The 23,048-nt window shown below is 51.8% G+C and carries 20 protein-coding genes; 9 read left to right on the top strand and 11 right to left on the bottom strand.

Annotation, left to right across the window (positions count from 1 at the left end):
* Positions 1 to 49 precede the first annotated feature (49 nt).
* Together HVY19_RS07980 and mgsA are read left to right on the top strand one after the other, a co-directional pair.
* Positions 50 to 712 carry a DUF2057 family protein gene (locus HVY19_RS07980; protein ID WP_181683794.1) on the top strand — a complete coding sequence of 221 codons (663 nt, stop codon included), beginning with the start codon at positions 50 to 52 and terminating at the stop codon, positions 710 to 712.
* Between the two features lie 92 nt (positions 713 to 804).
* Positions 805 to 1,263, top strand: a complete 459-nt coding sequence (gene mgsA, locus HVY19_RS07975) for a methylglyoxal synthase (protein ID WP_181683793.1) — start codon at positions 805 to 807, stop codon at positions 1,261 to 1,263.
* A 29-nt stretch (positions 1,264 to 1,292) separates the two neighbouring features.
* On the opposite strand, the gene helD is transcribed toward mgsA, so the two are convergent.
* The gene (helD, locus tag HVY19_RS07970) at positions 1,293 to 3,347 is read right to left on the bottom strand and encodes a DNA helicase IV (protein ID WP_181683792.1); all 2,055 of its coding nucleotides are present in this window, start codon (positions 3,345 to 3,347) and stop codon (positions 1,293 to 1,295) included.
* 122 nt (positions 3,348 to 3,469) lie between these two features.
* On the opposite strand from helD, the gene HVY19_RS07965 reads away from it, so the two are divergent.
* Positions 3,470 to 3,916: a YccF domain-containing protein gene (locus HVY19_RS07965; protein WP_181683791.1), complete on the top strand. Its 447-nt coding sequence runs from the start codon at positions 3,470 to 3,472 to the stop codon at positions 3,914 to 3,916.
* A gap of 18 nt (positions 3,917 to 3,934) precedes the next feature.
* The gene (gene yccS / locus HVY19_RS07960) at positions 3,935 to 6,097 is read left to right on the top strand and encodes a YccS family putative transporter (protein ID WP_181683790.1); all 2,163 of its coding nucleotides are present in this window, start codon (positions 3,935 to 3,937) and stop codon (positions 6,095 to 6,097) included.
* Positions 6,098 to 6,113: 16 nt separating this feature from the next.
* Here the strand turns inward: yccS and HVY19_RS07955 are convergent, their stop codons facing one another.
* Positions 6,114 to 6,680: a TfoX/Sxy family DNA transformation protein gene (locus HVY19_RS07955; RefSeq protein ID WP_181683789.1), complete on the bottom strand. Its 567-nt coding sequence runs from the start codon at positions 6,678 to 6,680 to the stop codon at positions 6,114 to 6,116.
* A gap of 217 nt (positions 6,681 to 6,897) precedes the next feature.
* On the opposite strand from HVY19_RS07955, the gene sulA reads away from it, so the two are divergent.
* The gene (sulA, locus tag HVY19_RS07950; RefSeq protein WP_181683788.1) at positions 6,898 to 7,407 is read left to right on the top strand and encodes an SOS-induced cell division inhibitor SulA; all 510 of its coding nucleotides are present in this window, start codon (positions 6,898 to 6,900) and stop codon (positions 7,405 to 7,407) included.
* Between the two features lie 355 nt (positions 7,408 to 7,762).
* Entirely contained in the window at positions 7,763 to 8,815 is a 1,053-nt protein-coding gene (gene ompA / locus HVY19_RS07945) for a porin OmpA (RefSeq protein ID WP_181683787.1), read from the top strand.
* A gap of 82 nt (positions 8,816 to 8,897) precedes the next feature.
* Here the strand turns inward: ompA and matP are convergent, their stop codons facing one another.
* On the bottom strand, positions 8,898 to 9,350 hold the full coding sequence (gene matP, locus HVY19_RS07940; protein WP_181683786.1) for a macrodomain Ter protein MatP: 453 nt from the start codon (positions 9,348 to 9,350) through the stop codon (positions 8,898 to 8,900).
* Between the two features lie 185 nt (positions 9,351 to 9,535).
* Here matP and HVY19_RS07935 point away from each other — a divergent pair, with 185 nt between their 5' ends.
* Positions 9,536 to 11,296 (top strand): Lon protease family protein, encoded by a 1,761-nt coding sequence (locus HVY19_RS07935; RefSeq protein ID WP_181683785.1) that lies wholly within the window; start codon positions 9,536 to 9,538, stop codon positions 11,294 to 11,296.
* A 68-nt stretch (positions 11,297 to 11,364) separates the two neighbouring features.
* Positions 11,365 to 11,883 carry a bifunctional 3-hydroxydecanoyl-ACP dehydratase/trans-2-decenoyl-ACP isomerase gene (fabA, locus tag HVY19_RS07930; protein WP_013097260.1) on the top strand — a complete coding sequence of 173 codons (519 nt, stop codon included), beginning with the start codon at positions 11,365 to 11,367 and terminating at the stop codon, positions 11,881 to 11,883.
* 95 nt (positions 11,884 to 11,978) lie between these two features.
* Here the strand turns inward: fabA and rmf are convergent, their stop codons facing one another.
* The 6 genes from rmf to rlmKL form a co-directional block, all read right to left on the bottom strand.
* Positions 11,979 to 12,146 (bottom strand): ribosome modulation factor, encoded by a 168-nt coding sequence (gene rmf / locus HVY19_RS07925; protein WP_181683784.1) that lies wholly within the window; start codon positions 12,144 to 12,146, stop codon positions 11,979 to 11,981.
* A 255-nt stretch (positions 12,147 to 12,401) separates the two neighbouring features.
* A complete protein-coding gene (pqiC, locus tag HVY19_RS07920; RefSeq protein ID WP_181683783.1) occupies positions 12,402 to 12,965 on the bottom strand; it encodes a membrane integrity-associated transporter subunit PqiC in 564 nt (187 codons plus the stop codon).
* Positions 12,965 to 14,602, bottom strand: coding sequence for an intermembrane transport protein PqiB (gene pqiB, locus HVY19_RS07915; protein ID WP_181683782.1), 1,638 nt, complete (start codon positions 14,600 to 14,602; stop codon positions 12,965 to 12,967). Before pqiB ends, pqiC begins: the two co-directional genes overlap by 1 nt.
* A 4-nt stretch (positions 14,603 to 14,606) precedes the next feature.
* On the bottom strand, positions 14,607 to 15,854 hold the full coding sequence (gene pqiA / locus HVY19_RS07910) for a membrane integrity-associated transporter subunit PqiA (protein WP_181683781.1): 1,248 nt from the start codon (positions 15,852 to 15,854) through the stop codon (positions 14,607 to 14,609).
* Between the two features lie 13 nt (positions 15,855 to 15,867).
* Positions 15,868 to 17,775, bottom strand: coding sequence for an ABC transporter ATP-binding protein (locus HVY19_RS07905; protein ID WP_181683780.1), 1,908 nt, complete (start codon positions 17,773 to 17,775; stop codon positions 15,868 to 15,870).
* Between the two features lie 12 nt (positions 17,776 to 17,787).
* Positions 17,788 to 19,896, bottom strand: coding sequence for a bifunctional 23S rRNA (guanine(2069)-N(7))-methyltransferase RlmK/23S rRNA (guanine(2445)-N(2))-methyltransferase RlmL (rlmKL, locus tag HVY19_RS07900; protein WP_181683779.1), 2,109 nt, complete (start codon positions 19,894 to 19,896; stop codon positions 17,788 to 17,790).
* A 98-nt stretch (positions 19,897 to 19,994) separates the two neighbouring features.
* Here rlmKL and HVY19_RS07895 point away from each other — a divergent pair, with 98 nt between their 5' ends.
* Entirely contained in the window at positions 19,995 to 21,104 is a 1,110-nt protein-coding gene (locus HVY19_RS07895; RefSeq protein ID WP_181683778.1) for a YcbX family protein, read from the top strand.
* Here HVY19_RS07895 and zapC read toward each other — a convergent pair.
* Both zapC and pyrD read right to left on the bottom strand, forming a co-directional pair.
* Positions 21,101 to 21,643: a cell division protein ZapC gene (zapC, locus tag HVY19_RS07890; RefSeq protein WP_181683777.1), complete on the bottom strand. Its 543-nt coding sequence runs from the start codon at positions 21,641 to 21,643 to the stop codon at positions 21,101 to 21,103. The genes HVY19_RS07895 and zapC overlap by 4 nt on opposite strands.
* Before the next feature lie 177 nt (positions 21,644 to 21,820).
* The gene (gene pyrD, locus HVY19_RS07885) at positions 21,821 to 22,831 is read right to left on the bottom strand and encodes a quinone-dependent dihydroorotate dehydrogenase (RefSeq protein WP_181684238.1); all 1,011 of its coding nucleotides are present in this window, start codon (positions 22,829 to 22,831) and stop codon (positions 21,821 to 21,823) included.
* Positions 22,832 to 23,048: the final 217 nt, after the last annotated feature.

Below are 23,048 nucleotides of genomic sequence, written 5' to 3'. Positions count from 1 at the left end.
AAAAAAAATGACACATTTTATTTGGGTGGTATTTGGACAGGAGAACCTTATGAAAACCGGCACTGTGACGCTGTTGATTGCCGTATGTTTGCCGGTAACTGTTTTCGCCACGAGTCTTCGCTTGTCCAATGATATTGATCTGCTGGTGTTGGATGGAAAAAAAGTTTCCAGCTCCCTTCTGCGCGGTGCAGACAGCATTGAACTGGATAACGGACCACATCAGGTGGTCTTTCGTGTTGAAAAAACCATCCGTTTCTCCAGTCATGAGGAGCGGCTCTATATTTCGCCGCCGCTGGTGATCAGTTTTGATACCCAGCGTGTCGGGCAGGTTAACTTTCATCTTCCTCGTCTGGAAAGCGAGCGCGAAACCAGCCATTTTGATGCCGCCCCACGACTGGAACTTCTTGATGGCGACGCTATGCCAATTCCCGTGCGACTGGACATTCTGGCGATTACCTCAAAAGCCAGAATCATTGATTATGAAGCTGAAACCGAGCGCTACAATAAAGCGGCAAAACGGGCGTCACTGCCGCAGTTTGCCACGAAGATGGCCGATGACAGCCCCCTGCTCTCCGGTGTTTCTGAGCTCGATACTATCCCTCCGCAATCTCAGACGCTGACTGAACAGCGTCTGAAGTACTGGTTCCGTCAGGCAGACCCTAAAACCCGCAGCAATTTTTTGCAGTGGGTGGAGAAACAGCCGTCTTCCTGATATTTCGGACTGTGCTGCATTTTTTTCGTCTTTCTCTTGCGGCGTCAGTCGCTTCCAGTACTCTGTAGCAAAGACAACGACGGAAATGAACTATGGAACTCACTACTCGCACTCTACCGGCGCGTAAGCATATTGCGCTGGTTGCCCACGACCACTGTAAACAAATGCTGATGAGCTGGGTGGAACGCCACCAGCCGCTACTCGAAAAACATGTTCTGTATGCAACCGGGACGACCGGAAACCTTATTCAACGAGCCACGGGAATGGACGTGAACGCTATGTTGAGCGGCCCAATGGGCGGCGATCAGCAGGTCGGTGCGTTAATTTCTGAAGGGAAAATCGATGTTCTGATTTTTTTCTGGGATCCGTTGAATGCAGTTCCGCATGACCCGGACGTTAAAGCCCTGCTGCGTCTGGCGACCGTGTGGAATATCCCGGTCGCCACAAACGTCTCTACGGCGGATTTCATCATTCAGTCACCGCATTTTAATGACAATGTGGATATTCTGATTCCGGATTATCAGCGTTATCTTGCAGAACGTCTGAAATAAGAGGATACAGGCGACGCTGTCGCCTGTTTTTAAGGTTTTCTCGCTACCGGCACGTCCAGTTGTTTGAGCGCATCCACAAAGCGTGACGGGTTTTCTTTGTTATACAACACCCAGACCCGATGCCGCGCCCGGGTGAGCGCAACATAAAACAACCGCCGCTCTTCTGCATCCGGAAAATTCTCTACTTCAGGTAGAAGTCCTTCTTCCATAATAGATTCCCGCGCCGGCGCCGGGAAACCATCGCTCCCCTCCTGTAACCCAGCAATAATCACATAGTCAGCCTGCTGACCTTTGCTGGCGTGTATGGTCATAAAATCAAGCTGAAGCCTTGGCCAACGAGTGGATGCTTTTTCGAGGCTGGCCGGTTTTAAATGATGATAACGCGCCAGCACCAGAATACGTTCATCGGCCTTCGCATAGCCGGAAAGCTTATCCAGCAAAGCGTCCAGTTGTTTTTCATCCAACAGCGTGACCGCGTGCTTATCGCCGGATCTCAGGCTATTAAGCGGTTTTCTGAGCTGATGCGGGTTTTGCTGAATAAACCGGTTGGCGACCTCACCAATGCGCGTGTTAAAGCGGTAGGTCGTATCCAGGTCACAACGATCGCCGTCACCAAAGGTCTGGTGAAACGCGGTTGTTAACGAGAGCTGCGCACCACTGAAACGATAAATAGCCTGCCAGTCATCGCCGACGGCAAACAGTGTAGTGTGGCTGTTTTGCTTGCGCAGCGCCGCTAGCAGCGCTGCCCGCTGCGGCGAAATGTCCTGGAATTCATCGACAAGAATATGCTTCCAGGGGCTGATAAAGCGCCCTTTTTCCAGGATCACAATGGCCTGATGAATAAGGCCGGAAAAATCGACCGCATTCTCGGCTTTAAGCGCACCTTTCCACGCTTTCAGTAAGGGAGCCATCAGCTTAATACGTTTGCTAAACAGATCGCGGATCTCTTCTGGCGCGTTGGCAATCATTTCAGCCTGAGCGCCGCCATGCATTCGCATCAGGCTGACCCAGCGTTCGAGACGCGGTGCCAGACGCCGCTGGAGCTTCTCGTCATCCCAGAAATTACCTTCCGGCACCGTCCATTGCAGTTCGTCTTCCAGCCACTGCCGCCACCCTTTCGCCTGGGCTTTCTTTTCACAACACTGTTGACGCCAGGCACTGATAAACAGCTTATTTCTGGCTGCGGTATCATTTTCAAGGCGGCTGATAGTCGGCACTTTTTTACTGCCTTGCTGAATAATATGGAGCGCTAAGGCATGAAACGTTCTCGCCGTAATCTCCTCCGTATGCAGACGCTCGCGGATACGCTCGTCCATCTCCTGCGCCGCTTTGCGTCCAAATGCCAGCAGCAAAATTTGCTCAGCAGCAGCCTCGCCGCGCGCCAATAGCCAGCCAGCACGAGCCACCAGCACCGAGGTTTTACCACTCCCCGCGCCTGCCAGCACCAGCAATGATTGCTCGCCATTGACCACGGCTCTTGCCTGAGCCGGGTTGAGCGGAGAAGACTCCACCTGCTGGAAGAATTCCGCATACTGCGTCAACATGGTGTCAGTATAGGTCTGATTATGCTGTAACCGACAGGCATCGATATCCTTTAACCATGCCTGACACTGCTTTAGCGCTTCCCGACAGTTATCAAACTCTTCAAGACGATTAACCGGTAGCGGCAAGGCGGCAAAGGCGCGCAGGATCTGCTGCTGAAGCCCTTTGGTTTGATCGCGCGTTAGCCACGCGTTTTGCCCGGTACGCGAGGCAATAAGGTCCAGTTGTTCCTGAAGCACACCCGCCGCCACTTCACTCATTTCCTGGCTCCACTGCTGCCAGCGGGTATTCAGGTGGTGATGAAAGCGCTGCGTCTCGACCCATTCTGTACCGTGCAGGCGCACCACTTTGTCATCCGGCAGTACAAACTCCAGCTCTCCCCAAACCAGGCCGCGCTTACAATGAATTGCCAGTAACTGATTGAATGGAATAAGATATTCATGGCGCTCGCCTGAAACTTTTATGCCGGCATTAAGAATGACGGCCCGATCGTAAGGATGTTGTGCCAGACGTTTACCCAGAGAAGTTGCTTTCAGTTCCATGACTCAGCCGATCCAGACAAAGAGTATTTCTTCTCAGTGTAACCGCCAGAGAATACGTGCTCCAGTCCAAAAAAACGTTACAATTGCAGCAATCACAGAAAACCGGAATTCATCGAGGGTTTATGCGTACTGTTCTGAATATTTTGAATTTTGTGCTGGGTGGTTTTGCGACTACGCTGGCCTGGCTACTGGCGACCTTAGTGAGCATCGTCCTTATTTTCACTTTGCCATTGACCCGCTCATGCTGGGAAATCACTAAATTATCCCTGCTGCCTTATGGTAATGAAGCGGTGCATGTTGATGAACTGAATCCCGAGGGCAAAAGTGCGTTAATGAATACGGGCGGCACGCTGTTGAACATTTTCTGGTTTATTTTCTTCGGCTGGTGGTTATGCCTGATGCATATTGTTTCGGGTATTGCCCAATGCATCACGATTATTGGCATTCCTGTCGGTATCGCTAACTTCAAAATTGCCGCTATTGCGCTTTGGCCTGTGGGTCGTCGGGTGGTTTCCGTCGAGATGGCGCAGGCAGCACGTGAAGCAAATGCCCGCCGCCGATTTATGTAATCAGGACCGAATACCGTTATGTTAAGTCCCCTGCTCCGTCGCTACACCTGGAACAGCACCTGGCTGTACTATGTGCGTATATTTATCGCGCTTTGTGGGACCACCGCACTTCCGTGGTGGCTGGGTGACGTCAAGCTCACCATTCCGTTGACATTAGGGATGGTTGCCGCCGCCCTGACTGATCTGGACGATCGTCTCGCAGGGCGCTTACGCAATCTGATCATCACCCTTATCTGCTTTTTTATCGCTTCCGCCTCGGTAGAATTGCTGTTTCCCTACCCCTGGCTTTTTGCTCTCGGCCTGACGCTTTCTACCAGTGGGTTCATCCTGCTCGGCGGTCTTGGGCAACGGTATGCCACGATTGCGTTTGGTGCGTTACTGATTGCCATTTACACCATGCTCGGAACGTCGCTTTATGCACTGTGGTATCAACAACCGCTTCTGCTGCTGGCCGGAGCCATTTGGTACAACGGGCTTACGCTTACCGGGCATCTGCTGTTCCCCATTCGCCCGCTTCAGGACAACCTGGCGCGCAGCTATGAGCAACTCGCACACTATCTTGAACTCAAATCGCGGCTGTTTGATCCGGATATAGAAGATGAAAGCCAGGCGCCGCTTTACGATCTCGCGCTGGCGAATGGGCAACTCATGGCCACGCTGAACCAGACCAAGGTTTCACTCCTTTCGCGTCTGCGCGGCGACCGTGGACAGCGGGGTACGCGACGTACCCTGCACTATTACTTCGTGGCGCAGGACATTCACGAGCGGGCAAGCTCTTCGCATATTCAGTATCAGACGCTGCGCGAGCATTTTCGGCACAGCGATGTGATGTTTCGCTTCCAGCGGCTGATGTCGATGCAGGGCCAGGCATGTCTGAAACTGTCACGCTGTATTTTGCTGCGTACGCCCTATCAGCACGATCCTCATTTTGAACGCGCCTTTACCCATCTTGATGCTGCGCTTGAGAGAATGCGAGCCAGTGGGGCTTGCGCAGATTTACTTAAAACACTGGGTTTTTTGCTGGCAAATTTACGGGCTATCGATGCGCAGTTGGCTACCATTGAATCCGAACAGGCGCAGGCCCTGCCGCGAAACGATTCGGAGGATCAACTGGCGGATGACAGCCCGCATGGTTTTAGTGATATCTGGCTGCGACTGAGTCGTAACTTCACGCCGGAATCAGCGCTCTTTCGCCATGCGGTAAGAATGTCATTGGTGCTGTGCGTCGGCTACGCAATCATCCAGATAACCGGGATGCATCACGGTTATTGGATCCTGCTGACAAGCCTGTTTGTCTGCCAGCCAAACTACAACGCTACGCGGCACCGTCTGGCGCTAAGGATCATCGGTACGCTGCTCGGGGTAGCCATTGGAATCCCCATTTTATGGTTTGTTCCGTCGCTGGAAGGCCAGCTGATTTTATTGGTGATCACCGGGGTGCTGTTTTTCGCGTTTCGTAATGTTCAGTATGCCCATGCCACCATGTTTATTACCCTGCTGGTGCTGCTTTGCTTTAATTTGCTTGGCGAAGGTTTCGAAGTCGCCCTGCCGCGCGTGATTGACACGCTGATTGGTTGCGCTATCGCCTGGGCTGCAGTCAGTTTTATCTGGCCTGACTGGCGTTTTCGTAATCTTCCTCGCGTATTGCAGAGGGCGACAGATGCCAACTGCCGCTATCTGGACGCCATTCTTGAGCAATACCATCAGGGACGTGACAATCGACTGGCATACCGCATTGCTCGCCGGGATGCGCATAATCGCGATGCCGAACTGGCTTCCGTGGTGTCGAATATGTCCAGCGAACCCGATGTCACCGCTCAAACTCGTGAAGCCGCATTTCGACTGCTCTGCCTCAACCATACGTTTACCAGCTATATTTCTGCGCTGGGCGCACATCGCGAAAAACTCAGCAATCCGGATGTACTGGCGTTGTTAGACGATGCCGTATGTTATGTCGATGATGCGCTTCACCATCTTCCCGCCGATGAACAACGTGTACAGGAGGCGCTGTCAGCGTTGAAACTGCGTATCCAGCAGCTTGAACCCCGCCCCGACAGCAAAGAACCGCTCGTTATTCAGCAGGTTGGCTTGTTGGTTGCCCTGCTTCCAGAGATCGGCAGGCTCCAGCACGTCATCACAGAATCTTCACCTGAAAAACCGGGTCTTGCGAAAGCGATTTGACCCACTCAGCAAGCTCCTAGCGGCGCAACGCCGGGAGCGCCGCCTCATGGGTACCATTAATCGCGCCTTCGAGGATGTAGAGAACTTTTTCGGTAATCGATTTATTTGCCTGTCGAAGCCGTAACCAACACATTTTCGCGCCCAGTATTTTCAAAGTACGAACATCGTTAATTCCGGCTTCATTTAGCAAGCTCTCCAGATGAAATGTCATGTTGGGGAGGTCTTTTAGTCGGTGCCGCGAGCCACGACTATGCTTTTCCATCTTTGCCGCATCGAGTGAATATTGGGATAGCTCGATCAACTGCGGCTGATCGCACCACAGCTTTTCGTCGACCTGATAATAGTTAAGCATGACCGGACGTCCACGCTTCATCAATGTCAACCAGACAGGTCTATGCTTCACACAGTACAGTACACTTTGCTCACAAGCACGAAGGTAAAGCTCCCCTTTATCGACCATGGCAAATACCGTCTCTTCGATTGTCAGACTGTAGCTACCGAAGAGCGACCGGTAGCGGATCGTCCCCAGTGAAGATAAATATTCCTGTGATTTATAGATCCTTTCATAGGAGTGTACTTTCATAAAATTCCCTTTTAAATCATAAACTAAATAAATGATTTGCCGTCACGGATCCGTTAAAGACGAACATAGGCAAGTTATTCCTATGGGGCAAGTTGTATTTCGTTATTACCGCTACATCGAATAAAAATTGCGAGTCTGTTTCCGAAAATAAAGTTGATCTTTCACTACGGCAGGGTTACTGTACATACATACAGTAACTCACAGGGCTGGATTGATTATGTACACTTCAGGCTATGCAAATCGTTCTTCGTCATTCTCTTCCACATCAAGCAGCATTGCGCGCGTCTCATCAGAGAACGCTACCGCCGGGCTTATCAGTGAAGTGGTCTATCGCGAAGACCAGCCCATGATGACGCAGTTACTGTTGTTACCGCTTCTGCAACAGTTAGGGCAACAGTCTCGCTGGCAGCTTTGGCTGACCCCGCAGCAAAAGTTGAGCCGCGAATGGGTGCAGTCTGCCGGGTTGCCATTAACGAAGGTGATGCAGATTAATCAACTCGCACCCTGCGATACGCTTGAATCCATGGTTCGCGCGTTACGAACAGGAAACTACAGCGTGGTGATTGGTTGGCTGGCAGAAGAGTTAACCGAGGAAGAGCATGCTGAGCTGGTAAAAGCCGCCGATGAAGGTAGCGCGATGGGTTTTATCATGCGTCCTGTTAGCGCACATGCTCATGCCACGAGACACCAGACTGGGCTAAAAATTCATTCGAATTTGTATCATTGAGTAAAATTAGGAATTATCCTGGAATTATTTTTCGCCTCACAGTGATGCATTGAGGCTCAACGAGTTTTTCCGAAGAACGCTTGTCAGAAGCGGTCTGCGAGAAGTTTGCCGGATAATTCCGATGCGGCGAATGTTAAATATTATGTATACAAGCTTTTTTTTTTCATATGCCTGACAGACTTCACACTTGTAAGTTTTCAACTACGTTGTAGACTTTACATCGCCAGGGGTGCTCGGTGTAAGCCGCAGATATCGGTAGAGTAACTATTGAACAAGTCCCCCGGTGAAGGATTTAACCGTGTTATCTCGTTGGAGATATTCATGGCGTATTTTGGATGATAACGAGGCGCAAAAAATGAAAAAGACAGCTATCGCGATTGCAGTGGCACTGGCTGGTTTCGCTACCGTAGCGCAGGCCGCTCCGAAAGATAACACCTGGTACACTGGTGCTAAACTGGGCTGGTCCCAGTACCATGACACTGGTTTCATTCCTAACAATGGTCCGACCCACGAAAACCAACTGGGTGCAGGTGCTTTTGGTGGTTACCAGGTTAACCCGTATGTTGGCTTTGAAATGGGTTACGACTGGTTAGGTCGTATGCCGTACAAAGGCGACAACATCAATGGCGCTTTCAAAGCTCAGGGCGTTCAGCTGACCGCTAAACTGGGTTACCCAATCACTGACGATCTGGACATCTACACTCGTCTGGGTGGTATGGTTTGGCGTGCAGACACCAAGGCTAACGTTCCTGGTGGCGCATCCTTTAAAGACCACGACACTGGCGTATCTCCAGTATTCGCTGGTGGTGTTGAGTGGGCAGTTACCCGCGACATCGCTACCCGTCTGGAATACCAGTGGACCAACAACATCGGTGACGCTAACACCATCGGTACTCGCCCAGACAACGGTCTGCTGAGTGTTGGTGTTTCTTACCGTTTCGGCCAGCAGGAAGAAGCTGCTCCGATCGCTCCGGCTCCGGCTCCGGCTCCAGAAGTACAGACCAAGCACTTCACTCTGAAGTCTGACGTTCTGTTCAACTTCAACAAAGCCACTCTGAAACCAGAAGGCCAGCAGGCTCTGGATCAGATGTACAGCCAGCTGAGCAACCTGGATCCGAAAGACGGTTCCGTAGTGGTTCTGGGCTTCACTGACCGCATCGGTTCTGACGCTTACAACCAGGGTCTGTCTGAGAAACGTGCTCAGTCTGTTGTTGATTACCTGATCTCTAAAGGTATCCCGGCTGACAAAATCTCTGCACGTGGCATGGGCGAATCCAACCCGGTTACCGGTAGCACCTGTGACAACGTGAAAGCTCGCGCTGCACTGATCGACTGCCTGGCTCCGGATCGTCGCGTTGAGATCGAAGTTAAAGGTATCAAAGACGTTGTAACTCAGCCGCAGGCTTAAGTTCCCGTCTAATAAAAAACCCCGCGATGCGGGGTTTTTTTTCGTCTGTATATACCGCCAAAGATGAGAGGACGAAAAAGAACTACTCCTTCCCAAGCAATGCCTGCAAATCCTGCTTCAGCGAAGACATCTTGTTGGCATATTTTTCTTTATTCTCAGCGTCTTCAATCAGCTGCACGATCGTTTCTGACAGCGTTTTTCCGCGCCGCTGTGCCAGTCCTGCCAGACGCTGCCAGACAATGAATTCGAGATCGATAGACTTCTTGCGGGTATGCTGATGCTCAGCATTAAAGTGCCGCTTGCGTCTTGCGCGTATCGTTTGTTTCATCCGGTTTTGTAGCGCCGGATTCATATGTTCTTCAATCCAGACGTTAACCCGGACCGGTTCATTTTCGAGCGTGAGTAATAAATCCACGACTTCCTGGGCCGCACTGGCTTCCACATAGCGGGTGATCAATTCACCTTCGCGATGCTTCTTTACCAGATACTTCCACTTCCAACCGCTTTCAAGATTCTCAAGTTGTTGATATTTCATAGCGATCTCAATGTTACCGTGTCACTACTATCAGAATATCAGCTTTTTCGATAACTGAAGAAAATAATCTTCAGCCTGTGAGCAACCCGGCACCCTTCTAATCGTTTACACACGCATTACAGGTGTTAAGCGAGGCTGGTTACGGTATAATTGCGTCTTTTACAACAGACTAAAAAACAGCGACTTTGACCATTACGAAACTTGCATGGCGTGATCTGGTTCCTGATACCGAAAGCTTTCAGGAAATATTTGCACAGCCACACGTTACTGACGAAAACAACACCTTACTCAGTGATACTCAACCCCGTCTGCAATTTGCTCTTGAGCAACTGTTGCAGCCCAGGGCGTCGTCTCCCTTTATGCTGGCCAAAGCCCCAGAGGAGCTTGAGTATCTCACGCTTCTTGCCGAAGCCGCCCGTGGTCTGCACCATGATGCGGGTCAACTGACAGGAGGGCACTACGAGGTTTCCGGTCATACAATCCGCTATCGCGATGCAGAACGTCCCGAAGATAATTTTGCAACCTCAACGCAGGTTGTCATCGCTGACTGGGTAGAGGCTGAACAACTGTTTGGCTGCCTGCGTCAGTTTAACGGTGACATTACGCTTCAGCCAGGCCTGGTTCATCAGGCAAATGGTGGCGTGCTGGTCATCTCATTGCGCACCCTTTTGGCCCAACCGCTGCTGTGGATGCGTCTGAAAGCGATTGTCAGCCGCGAACGCTTCGACTGGGTGGCCTTTGATGAATCCCGCCCCCTGCCCGTTACCGTACCGTCCATGCCGCTGAAAATGAAAGTGTTGCTGGTAGGCGAACGTGAGTCGCTGGCTGATTTTCAGGAGATGGAGCCGGAATTAGCGGAACAGGCAATCTACAGTGAGTTCGAGGATAACCTACAGATTGTTGACGCTGAATCCATGACGCAATGGTGTCAATGGGTCACCTGGACTGCGCAGCGCAACCATCTTCCGATTCCCGCGGCTGACGCCTGGGAGATTCTGGTACGGGAGGCTGTTCGCTATACCGGCGAACAGGATACGCTTCCGCTTAACCCTTTATGGATCATCAGACAGTTCACGGAAGTGGCATCGCTTTGTGAAGGCGAGATTTGCACCGGTGAACAGCTAAGCCTGATGCTTGCCCAGCGGGAGTGGCGAGAAGGCTTTCTCGCCGAGCGTATGCAGGATGAGATCCTCCAGGAACAGATCCTCATCGAAACCGAAGGTGAACGTATCGGACAGATTAATGCCCTGTCTGTCATTGAATTCCCTGGACACCCGCGCGCCTTTGGCGAACCGTCACGGATTAGCTGTGTGGTACACATTGGCGATGGTGAATTTACCGATATTGAGCGAAAAGCTGAACTTGGCGGTAATATTCATGCCAAGGGAATGATGATCATGCAGGCATTCCTGATGTCGGAACTGCAGCTTGAGCAGCAAATTCCCTTCTCAGCGTCGTTAACGTTTGAGCAGTCTTACAGCGAAGTCGATGGTGACAGCGCGTCAATGGCTGAACTGTGCGCCTTAATCAGTGCGCTGGCGGATGTTCCAGTGAATCAAAGTATCGCCATTACCGGTTCCGTCGATCAGTTTGGGCGGGCTCAGCCTGTTGGCGGGTTGAATGAGAAGATTGAAGGTTTCTTCGCGATTTGCCAGCAGCGTGAGTTGACCGGTAAGCAAGGTGTGATTATCCCTGCGGCCAACGTCAGGCATCTCAGCCTGCATTCCACCCTGCTCCAGGCCGTTCAAGAAGAGAAATTCACTATCTGGGCGGTGGAAGACGTTACCGACGCGCTGCCGCTTCTGTTAAATCTGCTGTGGGATGGTGAAGGACAGACTACGCTGATGCAAACTATCCAGGAACGTATCGCTCAGGCGACGCAACAGGATGGACGTCACCGTTTTCCATGGCCGTTACGCTGGCTAAATTGGTTTATCCCAAACTGATCGGAGTTGTTCAGCGTACACGTGTTAGCTATCCTGCGTGCTTCAATAAAATAAGGCTTACAGAGAACATGGTAGATAAACGCGAATCCTATACAAAAGAAGACCTTCTTGCCTCTGGTCGCGGTGAGCTGTTTGGCGCTAAAGGCCCTCAACTGCCTGCCCCGAACATGCTAATGATGGACCGTGTCGTCAAAATGACGGAAACCGGCGGCAATTTCGACAAAGGTTATGTTGAAGCAGAGCTGGATATTAATCCGGATCTCTGGTTCTTCGGCTGCCACTTCATCGGCGATCCAGTAATGCCGGGCTGTCTGGGTCTGGACGCAATGTGGCAACTGGTTGGGTTCTATCTCGGCTGGCTTGGCGGCGAAGGTAAAGGCCGCGCGCTGGGTGTAGGCGAAGTGAAATTTACCGGTCAGGTTCTGCCAAGCGCAAAAAAAGTGACCTACCGTATCCACTTCAAGCGTATCGTTAATCGCCGCCTGATTATGGGGCTGGCAGACGGTGAAGTTCTGGTTGATGGTCGACTGATCTATACCGCTAACGATCTGAAAGTGGGTCTGTTCCAGGACACCTCTGCGTTCTAAGCATGCATTCGATGGATTGCCATTGGGCAGTTTACCGCAGGTCTGAAAGGCGAAACCTCCGCACTGCGGAGGTTTCTTTTTCTAAAGAGACAGAATCAGGCCATTACCACCCTGTCAGCCATGGCTTCTCGCCAGCCTCCCAGCCAGTAAGACCTCTGATTCAGCGTCTGATAAGGACACATTTCTTTCGGACGTCCGGCAATGCCGGCCTGATAACCACGTTGATGTGCCCGTTCCAGGCGATCTCGTTTTTGTCTCTTCATGCCTCGTTTCCCTCATACTTTTATCTGGTGGAAAAGAAAACAGTGATTAGCAAATGTGCAATCACACTAAACGAATACCGCTAAACCCCATTTCCGTCAATGCGCAAAATTCACACCAATGTCATATTTGTGAGCTACTGAATAAGTCAGTTGTACAAAAAATGTGAGCAGGAACAACTTCCTGATTCCCCTTTGGGATAAAAAAAACCGCTTCGAGCACAACGCTGGAAGCGGTCTTATTTACAAAAATTTATACTATGGAATGCGTTTTAGCTCCTGGGCTATCGCGGCGGCTTCCTGGCTCCAGACGGTCGCCAGCACCTTCACCATCTCATCGTAGCCATCCCTGGTCTGTACGGCTTCGATATGGAATGGGCGCTTGATTAACTGTCCCTGATGGTTAAGCAGCCACTCACCGCTCACAATCACTTTGCCATCATAACGGCCATGGAATCCGGTCACTGTGACATTCAGCGTGTCCTGCACGCTGCCTAAGGGCTGAGACGCAACTACCCAGCCCGGAAGTTGGCTGCTGAGGTTGGCCACCAGCGTATTCCGCAGCTGTTGATCTAACGGACTGGCCCACAGGTTATTATTGGCAATAACATACTGAACATCGCTGGTCTGATACACCACGCCGTTGCCTGCCAGATAATCCGGAACCACAATCTGCTCTACCCACAGCAGGCGGTTCCCCTGACTTGCCGTACTTTGCATGCCGCCCTGCGCAACGGGAAGCTGATAATAGCTCTTGTTATCTCCGCTGGAGCTACAAGATGTCAACCAGAACGCCATCGCTACCACTAGCCACTTTTTCATTATTTCGCCCTCTTCGGCTCTGGATCTTTCTTGTCCTTCGCTTCAAATACCAGCGCGTTGCTCTTCTCATTCAGCGTCTTCAGCACCGGTTGCAGTTCACGGAGCACCTGATCAAGACGCTGCATATCTGCCACCATCTTGTTATAAGCGGCTGAACCTGGCTGGAAGCCCTGCATACTGCGGTTGAGCTCGCGCAAGGTGCTCTGCATATCTGCCGGAAGATCCTGCATCGACTGACTGGAAGTAATCTTGTTCATGTTATCCAGTGTCGTTTGCAGATGTTTCATCGTGCGCTGGCTTTCGGACAAGGTATTGGTCGCCTGCTCAATCATCGGATTCAGCGGCAAGCTATTGATTTTATCCAGTGCTTCGACCAGACGCTGCTGAATTTGCGCCAGTCCGCCACTCACCGTCGGAATGATCTCATAACCGCCAAACTCGAGCAGCCCGCTGATCGGCGGCTCTTTCGGATAGAAGTCGAGGTCTACATACAGCGCCCCGGTAACGAGGTTACCGGTTTTCAGTGACGCCCGCAGTCCACGTCTCAGCAGTTCCGTCAGATGCTGGCCAACGTCGGCATTTTCTCCCAATTGCGCTTTCAGACGCTCAGGTTCAATTCGTACCAGCACTGGAATGCGATAATCATTGTTAAATACCTGACGCATGCCAGGCGAGAAGAACGGGACTTTGCTCACCGTCCCCAGACGAATGCCGCGGAATTCCACCGGTGCGCCAGGCTGTAATCCACGGATCGAATCCTTAAAGAACATCAGATAGTCGATATGGTCGGTATACAGCGAGTCCTGGATGCTTCTCTGATCGTCATACAGGTTGAAGGCGGTTTTTTCCGCCACAGGTTGCCCCAGATCAAGCCCTTCCGGAACGTCGAAGCTAACGCCGCCGCCAAAAAGCGTAGAAAGCGAGCCCATTTCGACACGCATCCCCGCCGAGGTGAGATCGACCGCAATTCCACTGTCCTTCCAGAAACGAACGTTACTGGTCACCAGGCGATCGTTAGGCGCATTGATAAACAGTTGATAGCTAATAGCGCGTTTCTGCGCGTCAAAGGTGCTTGTTTCAACAGACCCCACGCGATAGCCACGGAACAATACCGGATCGCCAGGGCTTAGCTGACCGGCTTTTTTACTATCCAGAATAACGCGAATACCTTTAGCGTCAGGCGGCGCCAGCGGCGGTGAGTCCAGGAGCTGGTAATCATTTTCTTTACCGCCTTTATTCCCGGGCTGCAGTTCAATGTAGGCACCGGACAACAGCGTACCGAGGCCGCTGATCCCTTCCCGCCCCACCTGCGGTTTCACCACCCAGAACACGGAGTCTTTATGGAGCAGTTTTTCCATACCCGAGTGCAAACGCGCCTTAATTTCTACGTGCGTCAGATCGTCTGTCAGGGTCGCACTTTCCACCACCCCAACATCCACGCTGCGACTTTTAATGGTGGTTTTCCCACCCTCAATGCCCTCTGCATTGGTGGTGATCAGGGTGACTACCGGCCCCTGATGACTGTAATGGTAAAAAAGTACCCATGCCCCAATGAGCGCGGTGACGATGGGAAATATCCACACGGGTGACCAGTTTTTTACTTTCTGCACTTTGGCTTCCCCACTTTTCGATTCCATGTTGTCAGGACTCCTCATGTTCTGGTTCACGGTCCCACGACAGACGGGGATCAAATGTCATCGCAGAAAACATTGTCATAATGACGACTAGAGCAAACATTAACGCACCCATTGCAGGATAAATATTCATTAATCCTCCCATACGCACCAGTGCGGAGAGGACGGCGATAACAAAGACATCGATCATTGACCAGCGGCCGACAAATTCCACCACCTCATAAATCAGGTGCATGCGCTCACTGTCACGCTTGCCATGCCCTTTGGCATCCCAGCACAGCCAGGCGATAGCGATCATTTTCAGGGTTGGCACCATGATACTGGCGATAAAAATGACCGCCGCTACCGGATAAGAGCCTTCACTCCAGATCAAAACGACCCCTTCCAGAATGGTAGAGGGCATCTTTGAACCCAGTAAATCGGTGATCATGATGGGCAGGATATTAGCCGGAAGATAAAGCATGATTGACGTAAACAGCAGCGCCAGCGTCCATTGCAGGCTGTTCTTTCGCCGCACATAGCCTTTCGTCTCGCAGCGGGGACAAACAAGCTGGTCAGCCGGAAGAATCGCCGTACAGCAGGGGCAGGAACGCAGTCCTTGTCTGATACCGGGAATACCGGGCTTTAGAGACTGCTCAATGACGGGCATCGGTGCAATGTCATCCCACAGCCACCGCCGATCAACACACTGAAACGCGCGCAGTTGCAAAAAACAAAAGAAACACCAGGGAATGAAGCTGCTGCCGACGCCAATATCGCCATAGGCCATCAGCTTAACGAAACTCACCAGCACGCCGGCGAGAAAGATTTCCGCCATGCCCCAGCTTTTTAATTGAAAAAGTACACGCGCCAGTTGAGATTTTAACCGTAACGGCAATTGCACCCGATTCACCAGGAGCAGAATAGTGACCAGGCAAAACGCGGGAACCAACTGAACGAAAAGTAAAAAGAAAGTGCCCAGGCTGGCATAGTCTTCAGAAAAGAGGACGCTGGGGATCTCCATCAGCGTCACTTCACTTCGCACCCCGGCAACATTCATATTGACGAAGGGAAACAGATTCGACAAAAGCATCATGAATAACGCAACTAATGCATATGCAGTGGGACGCTGCCTCGGCGCGTCCCACTCTGTCGTCAACGTTGTGCCACATCTCGGACATACCGCTTTCTGTCCATGCTCCAGGTGAGGCAACGCCACCAGCATGTCACACTGCGAGCACAAAATGTGCTTTGCGGCATGATGATGTTCGCACATAGGTGCTCCTTAATTACGCGCCATTCTTCAAAGCTTCAAGATACTCCCAGCGCTCAAAGGCTTGCTCAAGTTCCTGTTCCGCTTTCGTTAAGTCGCCCAAAACCTGCTGCGTATGTTCATGAGGCTGGCTGAAAAAGGTCGCATCGGCAACCTGCGCCTGCAGTGCTTCCAGTTTTGCTTCCAGCTCTTCAAGTTGTTGCGGTAACTGTTCCAGTTCGCGCTGCAGTTTATAGCTTAGTTTGCTACTACCACGTTTTACAATTTCTGCTTTTGGCGCAATGCCTTCCTCGGTTTTTTTCGCCGCAGGTTGAATAAACGCCAGATGCTGCTCCTGTTGACCACGCGCATCGTGGTAACCGCCGACATAACGGCCAATTTTACCGCCGCCTTCAAAAATCCAGCACTCGGTTACGGTGTTATCCACAAACTGACGATCGTGGCTTACCAGTAACACGGTCCCCTGATAGCTGTCGATCAGCTCTTCCAGGAGTTCCAGCGTCTCCACATCCAAATCGTTGGTCGGTTCGTCGAGGATCAACAGATTGCTAGGCTTCAGAAACAGTCGCGCCAGCAACAGACGATTTCGCTCCCCGCCAGACAGCGCACGCACGGGCGTCATGGCACGTTTGGGATGGAACAGGAAGTCCTGCAGGTAACCCAGCACATGGCGCGGTTTACCATTGACCATCACTTCCTGCTTCCCTTCCGCCAGGTTATCCATCACCGTTCTGTCAGGGTCTAGCTCAGCGCGGTGCTGATCAAAATAGGCCACTTCCAGCTTCGTACCGACGTGGATACGCCCGCTATCTGCCTGTAACTGACCTAACATTAGTTTCAGCAGCGTAGTTTTGCCACAGCCGTTAGGGCCAATTAGCGCGATTTTGTCGCCTCGCTGTACCTGGGCGGAAAAATCTTTAACCAGTTGTTTACCATCAACCTGGTAATCGACGTTTTCCATCTCAAACACAATCTTGCCAGAGCGGGTCGCTTCCTCGACCTGCATCTTTGCGGTGCCCATCACTTCCCGACGCTCGCTACGCTCACGACGCATGGCTTTCAGGGCGCGAACGCGGCCTTCGTTGCGGGTGCGACGTGCCTTAATCCCCTGACGGATCCAGACCTCTTCCTGGGCAAGTTTGCGATCAAACTCGGCGTTTTGCAGGTCTTCCACGCGCAGCGCTTCTTCCTTCTCCAGCAGATACTGATCATAGTTACCCGGATAGGTCACCAGCTTACCGCGATCGAGATCGACAATGCGGGTCGCCATATTGCGGATAAATGAACGGTCGTGGGAGATAAAAATGATTGTGCCGTTAAAGGACTTCAGGAACCCTTCCAGCCAGTCAATCGTTTCAATATCCAGGTGGTTAGTCGGTTCATCAAGCAACAGGACACGCGGATTACTCACCAACGCGCGGCCCAGCGCCGCTTTACGTAGCCAGCCACCAGAAAGGGAAGAAAGCGCCACATTCGGATCGAGTCCCAGTTGCGCCAGCACTTCATTAATGCGGTTTTCCAGTTGCCACAGATTGTGGTGGTCGAGTTGTTCCTGAACCTTCGCCAGTTCGTTCAGGTTTCTGTCGCTCGGGTCAGTCATTACCAGGCGCGAGATATCGTGATAGCGCTTAAGGTATTCCGCCTGCTCTTCGATGCCTTCGGCAACAAAGTCGTAAACGGTACCTTCGACATTACGCGGCGGATCCTGCTGCAAACGCGCAACAATCAGATCCTGCTCATAAATAATGCGACCGTCATCCAGCCCTTGCTCACGGTTGAGGATTTTCATCAGCGTCGATTTACCGGCGCCGTTACGGCCAACCAGACAGACGCGTTCGTTATCTTCGATATGCAGTTCTGCATTATCGAGAAGCGGCGCGTCGCTGAACGACAGCCATGCGCCATGCATACTGATTAATGACATTTACTTATCCTTTCAGGCTGCGGTAATCAGCCAGCAGTTGTGGATCTGACGGTTACGGGCAAAGTCCTGAGAAAGCGTTTTTTGAGTGATTTCTTGTGCTTTTAGTCCCAGTGACGCCAGACCGTCAAGATCCATACGGAATCCACGTTTATTGTTGGAGAACATGATCGTGCCACCTTTACGCAGCAGGCGTTTCAGATCTTTCATCAGCGCCAAATGATCGCGCTGAACGTCAAAAGCATCTTCCATACGTTTTGAGTTGGAGAACGTTGGCGGATCGATAAAAATAAGATCGAACTGTTCGTTGCTTTCGCGCAGCCAGGCCAGGCAATCCGCCTGAATCAGACGATGCGCTCGTCCACTTAACCCATTCAGACGCAGGTTTCGTTCCGCCCACTCCAGATAGGTGCGCGACATGTCGACCGTGGTGGTGCTACGCGCCCCACCCAGCCCCGCATGCACGCTGGCGCTGCCGGTGTAGGAGAACAGGTTGAGGAAATCTTTGCCGTTGCTCATTTGCCCCAGCATCCGGCGCGCGATGCGGTGGTCGAGGAACAGACCGGTATCGAGATAATCGGTCAGGTTCACCCACAGGCGAGCGTTGTATTCGCCCACTTCAATGAATTCCCCCTTCTCATTCATCTTCTGATACTGGTTTTTGCCCTTTTGCCGCTCACGGGTCTTCAGCACCAGTTTGTTCGGCGCGATTTCCAGTACCGCCAGCGTTGCTGCAATGATGTCGAACAGGCGCTGGCGCGCTTTTTGCGCATCCACGGTTTTCGGCGGCGCGTATTCCTGAATGACCACCCAGTCAGCATAGCGGTCTACTGCTACGTTGTATTCCGGCAGATCGGCATCGTACAGGCGGTAGCATTCGATCCCTTCCTGACGCGCCCATTTCTCCAGCTTTTTGATGTTTTTGCGCAGGCGGTTGGCGTAATCTTCCGCCACCGTCGCGGGTTTGCTGTCAGCGGTGGTTTCAGCCACATGATAGTTTTTCTGTACGCAATCCAGCGGGCCGTTTTTGGCTTTAAACTGTTTATCTGCGCGCAGTTGCAGACTGCTCAATAGATCCGGCGATGCGCTGAACAGTGACAGATTCCAGCCGCCAAACTGATTCTTCATGTTACGTCCCAGCAAACTGTGCAGCGCAATCAGCGCCGGTTCACTGTCAAGACGTTCACCATAAGGTGGGTTGCTGATCACCGTGCCGTACGGCCCTTTCGGCAGTGGATTGCTCAACTGTGCGACGTCTTTCACTTCAAAACTGATCAGCTCGCCAATGCCTGCGCGACGGGCGTTGCTGCGCGCACGTTCAATGACACGCGCATCGCTGTCAGAGCCGTAAAAGCGTGAGGTGTAGTCGGCCAGACCTTTACGCGCACGGGTTTGCGCTTCGGCTTTCACTTCCTGCCAGATAGCCTCATCATGCTGCGCCCAGCCGCTAAAGCCCCAGCGTCCACGGTGTAATCCCGGTGCGCGATCGGTCGCCCACATCGCCGCCTCAATCAGCAGCGTACCCGAGCCACACATTGGGTCGAGCAGCGGCGTCCCTGGCTGCCAGCCGGAACGCATCACGATTGCTGCCGCCAGCGTCTCTTTAATTGGTGCCAGACCGGTACGGTCACGATAACCACGCAGGTGCAGGCCGTCACCGCTTAAATCAAGCGCAATGCTGGCCGTATCTTTATTCAACCAGACGTTCACACGAATGTCCGGCGATTCGCGATCCACGTTCGGGCGCGGAAGATTTTTGCGGGTGAAGCTGTCCACAATGGCGTCTTTGACCTTCAGGGCGCCGTACTGACTGTTACGAATGGTGTCGTTGAGGCCGCTAAAATGCACCGCAAACGTCGCCCCAGGATTGAACATCTCTGTCCAGTCAATCGCCATTACGCCCAGATAGAGGTCTAAGTCGCTGTAAACCTTACACTCACCTAACGGCATAATAATACGCGAGGCCAGGCGGCTCCACATCAGGCTCTGGTAAACAAGCCGGGTGTCGCCTTTGAAATGGACACCACCCTGAACGACCTGGCACTCTAACGCACCCAGATTTTCCAGTTCAGTTTTTAACAGCTCTTCCAGCCCACGGGCCGTACTGGCAAACAGAGAATTCATATCGTCACTTATACTCTAAGAAAATTGCTGCGCATTATAGCGAATCTCGTGCACATGTCATAAAGTTGAGGGCTTATTTTAAATCGAAGGAATGTGCGATGTTGACGTTAACCAGGCTTTTCATTCATCCCGTCAAATCAATGCGCGGCATTGGCTTGACTCACGCTCTGGCAGACGTCAGCGGTCTGGCTTTTGATCGTATTTTTATGCTCACCGAACTGGACGGGACATTCATCACTGCCCGCCAGTTTCCGCAGATGGTCCGCTTTACCCCTTCCCCTTTCCAGGATGGGTTGCATTTAACCGCACCGGACGGCAGCAGCGCCGTGGTCCGTTTTGCTGACTTCGCCGCTCAGGATGCGCCGACTGAAGTCTGGGGCAACCACTTCACCGCGCGAATTGCGCCTGATGCCATTAACCAGTGGCTCAGTGGTTTCTTCTCCCGTAGCGTTCAGTTACGCTGGGTGGGCCCGCAGCTCACCCGGCGGGTAAAGCGTCATGCTGCCGTTCCTCTCTCCTTTGCCGATGGTTATCCGTATCTGTTAGTTAACGAGGCCTCGTTGCGTGATGTGCAGCAGCGTTGTCCGGCCAGCGTCCAGGTTGAGCAGTTCCGTCCGAACATCGTGGTTTCCGGTGCGCAGGCATGGGAAGAGGATAACTGGAAAGTGCTGCGCATCGGCGAGGTTATTTTTGACGTCGCGAAACCGTGCAGCCGCTGTATTTTTACCACCGTCAGCCCGGAGAAAGGGGTTAAGCACCCTTCAGGTGAGCCATTAGCCACACTGCAATCCTTCCGTACCGCACAGGACAACGGCGACGTCGATTTTGGTCAGAACCTGATTGCACGCAACAGTGGCGTCATTCGCGTTGGCGACAAGGTTGAAATTTTAAAGACCGGACCGGCCCGGGTTTATGGCGCCACGGCAGCAGATGATACCGTCCCATCCGGACAACAGCCCGACGCGAAAGTGACTATCGACTGGCAAGGGCAGACATTCAGCGGCAACAATCAGCAGGTCCTGCTGGAGCAACTGGAGAATCAGGGGATCCGTGTACCGTATTCTTGTCGGGCGGGAATTTGTGGCTGCTGTCGGATTACACTACTGGAAGGCGAAGTAAACCCACTGAAGAAATCAGCGCTGGGTGATGACGGTACCATTCTGAGCTGTAGCTGCGTGCCAAAAACGGCCATTAAGCTTTCGCTTTAAACCGCCTGTTCGAGTCTGAAGCTGTCAACGTGTAATTGCGGCTTCAGTCGGTCATTCATGACTTTAATGGCATCGCCAAGCTGCATGGTGCGCCCGGCCACGACAACACCCGGCTGCGCTAACAGGCACAACGCGGCGTTTTCGCCCGGTTCTACCACCAGCAGACTGATCTGCTCTTGCGTATCGCTCAGCCAGACACAGGCGGCATCGCCAGTCGAAGGTGCCCAGTTTTCACCGTGGGCGACAAAATGCCAGCTTTTCGGCATTTGCGGTTTCAGATAGCGAATCGCGACCAGCGCATTGAGCACCAGTTCTGCTTTCTGCTCTTTAGACAGACCGAGATCACGACATTTTTCTTCAAACGAGAAGTAAAGCGCCGCGTCATCAACGCAGAAACCGCTTGGAGAGAAGGCATCGGGAGTGAGCATTTTGCGAGCAAAACGCGAGCGAAATAACATGCCATTGGCTAAATCGAGCATCATTCGGTCATGCTCTTCGTCATAATACCAGCGCCAGTTATCGTCAGGTTTAATTCGCATTGTTTTCTCTCCTCTCCATCGTCATGTTGCGAAATTGTCCTTTTTCGCCGCTTCGTTTATTGCCTTAATAAGCTAAGCTCAAAATGTTTAAATAAGCAACAGTGAGAGAATATAAAACAACCAGAGGCGGAAATAAACCCCCGGTTGTCTGATATTCTGATAAAGAAGGTTAAAAAATCAAATATGCGTCAGGATTTCTTTAATCAACGGCGGGCCTTTAAAAATAAAGCCAGAATAAATTTGGACGAGGGTAGCTCCGGCAGCCATCTTCTCGCGTGCAGCAATGAGGGAGTCGATACCGCCCACGCCAATTATCGGCAACTGACCATTTAATTCCTGAGACAGACGACGAATAATCTCGGTGCTTTTTAATTGCAATGGACGGCCACTTAATCCCCCCATTTGATCGCAATTTTTCATTCCCTGAACAAGGGAACGATCTAACGTCGTATTGGTTGCAATTACGCCATCTATATTATGGCGAACTAAACTATCGGCAACCTGGATCAGTTCTTCTTCTGAAAGATCCGGTGCGATCTTCACGGCGATCGGAACATATTTCTGGTGGATCGTTTGCAGGTCGTTTTGTTTATTTTTTATCGCGCTTAACAAATCATCCAGCGCCTCACCATATTGCAGTGAACGTAATCCCGGCGTATTAGGTGAGGATATATTAATCGCGATATATCCCGCATAGGCATAGATTTTTTCCATACAAATCAAATAGTCATCTTTACCCTGCTCGACCGGCGTATCTTTATTTTTGCCGATATTAATGCCAAGCACGCCGTCATAATGCGCCTTTTTGACATTTTCAACCAGGTTGTCCACCCCATGGTTATTAAAGCCCATACGGTTGATCAACCCTTCGGCATCCACCAGGCGGAAGAGGCGCGGCTTGTCGTTACCCGGCTGTGGACGAGGCGTAACGGTGCCGATCTCGATCGAACCAAAACCCATCGCGCCAAGGGCATCAATGCACTCACCGTCTTTGTCCAGACCCGCTGCCAGACCGAGGGGGTTTTTAAAGGTTAATCCCATACAGGTAACCGGTTTTGCCGGCACGTTCTGGCGGATCAGCGCTTCAAATGGCGTCCCTGAGACACGGCGTAATTGTTGAAAAGTAAATTCATGAGCGCGCTCTGGATCGAGCTGGAAAAGGGCTTTACGAACGAAGGGGTAGTACATGAACTCTCCTGGATTCCCGGTAGCAAACCGGGGGCGTATTATGGGTGATATCACACAAAAAGGGAATTGACCTGCGGCAATAAAAAGCAAACGTTTCCCTTTAGTCTGCGGTTTTATGCATTTTTCAGCTTTTCTATACCGCATAAATCATTTCGATTCGCCAGACTCCTCTGTCAGACTGCCCAAATTGTTATCAATGTTAAATAAATACGAACTT

The organism is Citrobacter sp. RHB25-C09, from assembly GCF_013836145.1.
Lineage (GTDB): Bacteria > Pseudomonadota > Gammaproteobacteria > Enterobacterales > Enterobacteriaceae > Citrobacter_A.
This window is presented reverse-complemented; position numbering and strand designations above follow the sequence as displayed.

What these genes read in the sequence shown, in the direction of transcription:
- mgsA (WP_181683793.1), top strand. Translation starts at nt 805, where the DNA reads ATGGAACTCACTACTCGCACTCTACCGGCGCGTAAGCATATTGCGCTG.
- yccS (WP_181683790.1), top strand. Translation starts at nt 3,935, where the DNA reads ATGTTAAGTCCCCTGCTCCGTCGCTACACCTGGAACAGCACCTGGCTG.
- rmf (WP_181683784.1), bottom strand. Translation starts at nt 12,146, where the DNA reads ATGAAGAGACAAAAACGAGATCGCCTGGAACGGGCACATCAACGTGGT.
- pqiB (WP_181683782.1), bottom strand. Translation starts at nt 14,602, where the DNA reads ATGGAATCGAAAAGTGGGGAAGCCAAAGTGCAGAAAGTAAAAAACTGG.
- HVY19_RS07955 (WP_181683789.1), bottom strand. Translation starts at nt 6,680, where the DNA reads ATGAAAGTACACTCCTATGAAAGGATCTATAAATCACAGGAATATTTA.
- pyrD (WP_181684238.1), bottom strand. Translation starts at nt 22,831, where the DNA reads ATGTACTACCCCTTCGTTCGTAAAGCCCTTTTCCAGCTCGATCCAGAG.
- sulA (WP_181683788.1), top strand. Translation starts at nt 6,898, where the DNA reads ATGTACACTTCAGGCTATGCAAATCGTTCTTCGTCATTCTCTTCCACA.
- pqiC (WP_181683783.1), bottom strand. Translation starts at nt 12,965, where the DNA reads ATGAAAAAGTGGCTAGTGGTAGCGATGGCGTTCTGGTTGACATCTTGT.
- pqiA (WP_181683781.1), bottom strand. Translation starts at nt 15,854, where the DNA reads ATGTGCGAACATCATCATGCCGCAAAGCACATTTTGTGCTCGCAGTGT.
- zapC (WP_181683777.1), bottom strand. Translation starts at nt 21,643, where the DNA reads ATGCGAATTAAACCTGACGATAACTGGCGCTGGTATTATGACGAAGAG.
- helD (WP_181683792.1), bottom strand. Translation starts at nt 3,347, where the DNA reads ATGGAACTGAAAGCAACTTCTCTGGGTAAACGTCTGGCACAACATCCT.
- HVY19_RS07905 (WP_181683780.1), bottom strand. Translation starts at nt 17,775, where the DNA reads ATGTCATTAATCAGTATGCATGGCGCATGGCTGTCGTTCAGCGACGCG.
- ompA (WP_181683787.1), top strand. Translation starts at nt 7,763, where the DNA reads ATGAAAAAGACAGCTATCGCGATTGCAGTGGCACTGGCTGGTTTCGCT.
- matP (WP_181683786.1), bottom strand. Translation starts at nt 9,350, where the DNA reads ATGAAATATCAACAACTTGAGAATCTTGAAAGCGGTTGGAAGTGGAAG.
- HVY19_RS07965 (WP_181683791.1), top strand. Translation starts at nt 3,470, where the DNA reads ATGCGTACTGTTCTGAATATTTTGAATTTTGTGCTGGGTGGTTTTGCG.
- fabA (WP_013097260.1), top strand. Translation starts at nt 11,365, where the DNA reads ATGGTAGATAAACGCGAATCCTATACAAAAGAAGACCTTCTTGCCTCT.
- HVY19_RS07980 (WP_181683794.1), top strand. Translation starts at nt 50, where the DNA reads ATGAAAACCGGCACTGTGACGCTGTTGATTGCCGTATGTTTGCCGGTA.
- rlmKL (WP_181683779.1), bottom strand. Translation starts at nt 19,896, where the DNA reads ATGAATTCTCTGTTTGCCAGTACGGCCCGTGGGCTGGAAGAGCTGTTA.
- HVY19_RS07895 (WP_181683778.1), top strand. Translation starts at nt 19,995, where the DNA reads ATGTTGACGTTAACCAGGCTTTTCATTCATCCCGTCAAATCAATGCGC.